The organism is Pseudonocardia tropica (genome assembly GCF_040105315.1).
Taxonomy (GTDB): Bacteria; Actinomycetota; Actinomycetes; order Mycobacteriales; family Pseudonocardiaceae; genus Pseudonocardia; species Pseudonocardia alni.
Genome location: NZ_JBEDNP010000048.1, coordinates 1 through 4,793 on the forward strand (window position 1 = coordinate 1; position 4,793 = coordinate 4,793).

Below are 4,793 nucleotides of genomic sequence, written 5' to 3' on the forward strand. Positions count from 1 at the left end.
CTACCGGCGCCTGTCGCGCAACCAGAGGGAGGTCAACGCCGCACACGCCCGCCGACGCGGGCCGGGTGAGCGGGTCAACGCCGAGCTGAAGAACTGGAAGGTTCTGCGCAAGATCAGATCCTGCCCGACCCGGGCCGCCGAGCTCGTCGCCGCAGTTCAGACCCTCATGATCGCCAACGGATGATCAGGTTGGCAAAGGCTCACTGACTGTACGAACTCGCTGAGAGGCTGCTCCCAGTAAGCGCTGGAGTCGGCATCGACCAGCGCTGGGATCTGTGCTGCCGTTGCGTATCGTCGACAGGTCGCCGCCGTGGTCGAATAGCGTGCGCTGATGGAGAAGACAGCATCGAGGACGCAGAGACTGACGTGCCCCCAACGCTGGGTGCGCGGCACGATCTCAAGGCCGCTGGCGGCTGCGGCCACGGTCTGGGCATCGCGGCTCACCGGCTGAGCCTCAAACTGAGAGCAGGAAATTCGTTCAACAAGCGTGCACCCCAACGTTGGGCCTGGCCGTGGTCCTTGCAGCGCTAACGCATCACGTCATCGCGCAGGGTGCTGGCCTGCTCTTGCGTGATGAGCCCCTGGGCCAATAGCGCGGCGATTCGTTCAAGTTTGCTGATGCGGTCGGATTCGTTGTTGGCGCCGATATCGGTAGTGGGAAGGGCCTCCTGCCTCTGGAGTTGGTCCGCGGTGGCGTTGATCCGGCCGGCGATGGAGCGCGGCGACGCGAGCTGGTCGGGGTTGATGGCGATGTCGACCGACCATTCGGGGTGGCTGATGGTGACGGTAGCGGTGCGGGTGTCGTGTTCCTGCTTCTTCTGGAACGCCAACCCCGGGATCAACGCGGTGCCAGGGAGAACCGAGCCGACCATCATGCGGGTCAGGGTCGGCCGGTGGGAGACCACGACGTTCCCGTCGAGTTGGACCGCGGCAGAGACGAAGGGGTCCATTCGATGCACCCGGATGCCGTGCAGGATCCGGTCGCTGAAGACGGTGACCCCCTCGCCGCGAATCGATTCGATAGTTCCGAGCAGGGTCGCTCCGCGGCGGATGAGACCTTTGCCGTGGTCACGGTCGATCTGCTGCCGGAGCCACTGGCGGACTTCGGTCCGTGAGAGCAAGGGCGCCCGGCCGGCCAGGCTCATCACATCGCGCAGGAAGCCTTCCTCGTGGGTGATGTCGCCGGCTTCTGCGGCGGCTGCTGCCGAGGACAGCAGGCGTCGTGCGTCATCGTGGACGAGCGCAACTCGAGGCGGCGTCGCAGCGCTCCCCGTCCCATAAGGGGTCAGACCCCGCCCGCGTGCGGCGGCGATGACCTCCGCAGGACCAGGTCTGGCCATCAGACGGGACAGCGCTGCGTCGACCGCTTCGCTGTCCTGGCGGTGCAACATCTGGGTGAGGAAGACGTCCTCACCGGTCTTGGTAAGCACTCGCAGTCGGGGGGTGCTACCGGGGTACTTGCGCAGGTTGTACTCGGCGAGCTCGTCGACCAGCACGTGGCGCTTGAGGTACTTGCGGCCCTGGTCGGTGGTGTCTCCCACGACGATGCGGACGTTGGTGATCGCGACGAAGTTCGCCAGTGGCCGCAGGCTGTTCGCGCGGAACACCGCCCGCACGACCTCGCCCTCCGGGGCCGCGTCGCGGATGTGGAACAGCACCTCGGCTGCGATCTTCTCTGCCTTGTGTCCCAGAACCGGGCTGTCACCGGTGTCGTCGTCCTCCGCCCGAACGCCGGGCCCCGACCGCTCGTGCGGCTCCGCTGCAGTCTCACTCACCGCCGCAGGCACACCCACGTGATCTTCCGCGGTGCGTTCTTCGGCGGTTTCGTCCCAGAACTGCCATCCCGGTGGCGCAGGTCCCCACCGGGGATCGGGTTGCCAACCGGGCGGTGGAACCCAGCCGTGCGGCGGCGCCGGCCAAGTTGGCGGAGCCACCCAGCGCCGATGCCCGTCACGATCAGCCATGTCGCCTACAACATCGCACCGGAGCCCTGATCGCAAATGGCCCTCGACGCGACCCACCGGTTGGGTTCTCTGCGCGCGGACGCGGGGACCCAGCGCCATGATCGGGCCCTACACACTGCTCCGGCCGAGCCCCGGAACCTGGCCTCGTCGCGGTGGTGACCCACGGTCCGCCCGCAGCCACCGCCGATGGAGGCGGACCGGGCGTGTAGCCCTCCCGGGACCAGCTGGGGCGGAAGTCGTCAGCTCCCGGCGATGACGATGCGGGTGCCGTCCGGGGCTGGTGTGTCCAGGTCGGTCACCTGGACGCCGTCGAGGCGAACCCGCCCGGCCTCGAAGTGCATCGTGAGCAGGTCGCCCAGCACAGACGCCGGGTCCTCGTCGACCCCCCTCCGCGTCACCGCGACGTACTGGAGGACCGGGGGCGCCCCGGACCCACCACCGCTACACAGCAGTGCTCACCGGCGGCCCATGGGACGGCCACACCGTCGACCTCGGCCCCCTGCTGCACCTCCGGCCGCTGTACGGCGCACCTGGAGCCCGGCCGGGTCGCCTGGTAAGCGGCCCGGTGGCGCCGCCCGGTCGTGCACGACGGCCCGCTCGTGCCGGACAGCTGGGGCTACATCGGCACGGAGACTCGCCCCTGGGACCTCCCCCGTCCCGAGCTCGTGGGCCCGGTCGGTCGGCCCTACGACCTCCGCAACCGGGTGGCGCACAACGAGCCGCTGATCGGTCGGAACCTCGCCGCCCGGCACGCGGACATCCTCACCGTGGCGGGGCTGTTGTCGAGCGAGCTGCGGGATCACGTCGCTGCCAGGTCGTCGGTCCTCGGGGTGCTCGCGGACCGGCCGTAACTCCCTGCATGATCTTGGTGGTTTTCGCTAGCCTGTCGTGCAATCGTTCACCGTTCGAGTGAACACCTGCTCCGAGGAGCGACCGTGAGCGACGGGCCGGACTTCGCCAAGATCATCAGAATCGTCAAGATCAGCTTGCGGGTCATCAAGTGGATCGTCCTCAGCGTCGTCGCGCTGCTCGTGATCGCCATGGGACTCGGGGACAGACTGACAGCCTCAAGTCTCCTGATCGCTGTCGCCGTCGTAGCCGCCGCCGCCGGTGTCATCGCTCTCGGGTTCCGCCACTCCGACGAGCTGGACTACGTCCCGCTGTGGCAGCGACTCAGGGATGCACGCAGGGATCGTCGACAGCGACGTATCTACGTCGATGCCCCGCACATGCAGGGGTATGGGATCAAGGTGCAGCAGCGCATCGCGGCGGATCGGGCCGCCCACGCCGCCGCGAACCGCCGGTTCCACAACCGCGGTTAACACCGCGGCTCAGGCGCTTAGGGTGGAGCAATCCATGTTTGTGACCCCCGGGGGACCGGCGTCGCACAGGCCGAAGGCCAGCCCCCCCTCGGCCCCAAGGCGCGGGGATGCGCTCCTCCTAACGTTGGGGCAGGTCGGGGCCAAGGTCCCGTGGGGATTCGTGGCGTTGTTCGTCGCGTTTGTTGTGCTGAGCCTGGTGCGCTCCGGAGGCGACGTCGTCGGGTCCCTGGTCAGCGCGGCCATCTACTCAGTCGTTTTCCTGGCGATCTGGAGGGTGCTGATTTGGAAACAGCCGACGGTGGTCATTGACGAAAGGGGCCAGCGCAGTAGCGAGCGCAACGGCCGACTCACCGCCTACTACAGGGAGCGGCGGGCGCGGCAGGTCAACATCAACGGCCTCCCACGGAGCCCGCACGGTCCATCCCGCTGACGACGACGGCCCTCCTGGGGTTAGCCGGGACGGGCGTCGCAGGCTCAGCGGAGCACCGGCCGTGTCTCCGCCGGCGCCGGGGTATCCAGGTCGGTCACCCGGACCCCGTCGAGGTGGATACGCCCGCGGCGAAGTGCTCCGCGATCGCGTCCTCACCTAGCAGCGCGAGCCGGCTCGCGCGGTCAGGCCGGTCCCCGAGGAACCGCGACCCGCGCACGACCACATGATCTTGCAGTTTGTCGCTAACCTCCCTAATTGGTGTCACCGTGTCGAGTGAACACCCAAGGGGGGAGTGATCATGCAGCCACGGTGGGAGCAGCACCCTCACTCCCAAGTGGTCCCGCCGACCGAGTGGGACACGGCTCCGCTACCCGTCGTGAGCCAGTGGCCGCCGGTCAACCTCGGACCTCAACGGCCGATAGACGACCACCCCCACCCGTTCAGGCGTGACCTCTATCAGCACTACCTCCCCCGCTTCAGGAAGCACCTCGCCCTCTTGGCGTTCGTCGTCGTCATGTTCGTGTGGGGCCTTATCGGCACCCGGTGGAACCTCAGCCTGTCCCTCTGGGGAGCGGCCCTCTGCGGCCTGATCGCCTTCGTGATCTACAGGGTGTACTTCAAGGACTACAACCCCACGCCGCGGAGCGATTCGCCGGACAACCTGACGCCGGAAGCGCTTCGGAGGAAGATGGACAGGCAGGGGGCGCTCGACCAAGCCGCCCGGAACTACAGGGCGCGGCAGGCGAAAGAGCAGGGGCGCAGAAACTACTGACGCGTCCCGGAAGGTGTCGTCAGCTCGCGCGGAGCACCGGTCGAGTGCCCGCCGGAGCTGGGGCGTCCAGGTCGGTCACCCGCTCCCCGTCGAGGTAGATCCGCCCGGCGGCGAAGTGCTCCGCGATCGCTTCCTCGCCGAGCATCGCGAGGCGGCTCCTCACGGTCGGGACGTCCTGCGGCGCGGTCTCATCACTCACGCCGGCCATCCCCTCCCCGGGTCACCGGGTTGCCTTCCGCAGGTCCGACACGCGCTGCTTGGACAGCTGGAGAACCTGCGCGATCTCCGTCCCGGACAGCCCGAGC

At 68.1% G+C, this 4,793-nt stretch carries 9 protein-coding genes; 5 read left to right on the forward strand and 4 right to left on the reverse strand.

Annotated elements, in window-relative coordinates; translation table 11 throughout:
• On the forward strand, positions 1–184 hold a 184-nt coding region (locus WHI96_RS27120; RefSeq protein ID WP_349302492.1), incomplete at its 5' end, for a transposase family protein.
• On the opposite strand, the gene WHI96_RS28035 is transcribed toward WHI96_RS27120, so the two are convergent.
• The 3 genes from WHI96_RS28035 to WHI96_RS27130 all read right to left on the reverse strand — a co-directional run bounded on the left by WHI96_RS28035 (position 157) and on the right by WHI96_RS27130 (position 2,362).
• Positions 157–444 carry a DUF8548 family protein gene (locus tag WHI96_RS28035; RefSeq protein WP_502311631.1) on the reverse strand — a complete coding sequence of 96 codons (288 nt, stop codon included), beginning with the start codon at positions 442–444 and terminating at the stop codon, positions 157–159. The genes WHI96_RS27120 and WHI96_RS28035 overlap by 28 nt on opposite strands.
• An 83-nt stretch (positions 445–527) precedes the next feature.
• Positions 528–1,775 carry a hypothetical protein gene (locus WHI96_RS27125; RefSeq protein ID WP_345643830.1) on the reverse strand — a complete coding sequence of 416 codons (1,248 nt, stop codon included), beginning with the start codon at positions 1,773–1,775 and terminating at the stop codon, positions 528–530.
• 428 nt (positions 1,776–2,203) lie between these two features.
• Positions 2,204–2,362 (reverse strand): hypothetical protein, encoded by a 159-nt coding sequence (locus WHI96_RS27130; RefSeq protein ID WP_345643833.1) that lies wholly within the window; start codon positions 2,360–2,362, stop codon positions 2,204–2,206.
• 183 nt (positions 2,363–2,545) lie between these two features.
• Here WHI96_RS27130 and WHI96_RS27135 point away from each other — a divergent pair, with 183 nt between their 5' ends.
• The 4 genes from WHI96_RS27135 (at position 2,546) to WHI96_RS27150 (ending at position 4,488) form a co-directional block, all read left to right on the forward strand.
• On the forward strand, positions 2,546–2,815 hold the full coding sequence (locus tag WHI96_RS27135) for a hypothetical protein (protein WP_345643836.1): 270 nt from the start codon (positions 2,546–2,548) through the stop codon (positions 2,813–2,815).
• Between the two features lie 84 nt (positions 2,816–2,899).
• Complete coding sequence (locus WHI96_RS27140; protein ID WP_345643839.1) at positions 2,900–3,286, forward strand: hypothetical protein; 387 nt, start codon at positions 2,900–2,902, stop codon at positions 3,284–3,286.
• A gap of 160 nt (positions 3,287–3,446) precedes the next feature.
• Positions 3,447–3,716 (forward strand): hypothetical protein, encoded by a 270-nt coding sequence (locus WHI96_RS27145; RefSeq protein WP_345643842.1) that lies wholly within the window; start codon positions 3,447–3,449, stop codon positions 3,714–3,716.
• 376 nt (positions 3,717–4,092) lie between these two features.
• Positions 4,093–4,488 (forward strand): hypothetical protein, encoded by a 396-nt coding sequence (locus WHI96_RS27150; RefSeq protein ID WP_345643845.1) that lies wholly within the window; start codon positions 4,093–4,095, stop codon positions 4,486–4,488.
• A 19-nt stretch (positions 4,489–4,507) separates the two neighbouring features.
• Here WHI96_RS27150 and WHI96_RS27155 read toward each other — a convergent pair whose 3' ends face one another.
• Positions 4,508–4,687, reverse strand: coding sequence for a hypothetical protein (locus WHI96_RS27155; RefSeq protein WP_345643848.1), 180 nt, complete (start codon positions 4,685–4,687; stop codon positions 4,508–4,510).
• Between the last annotated feature and the right edge of the window lie 106 nt (positions 4,688–4,793).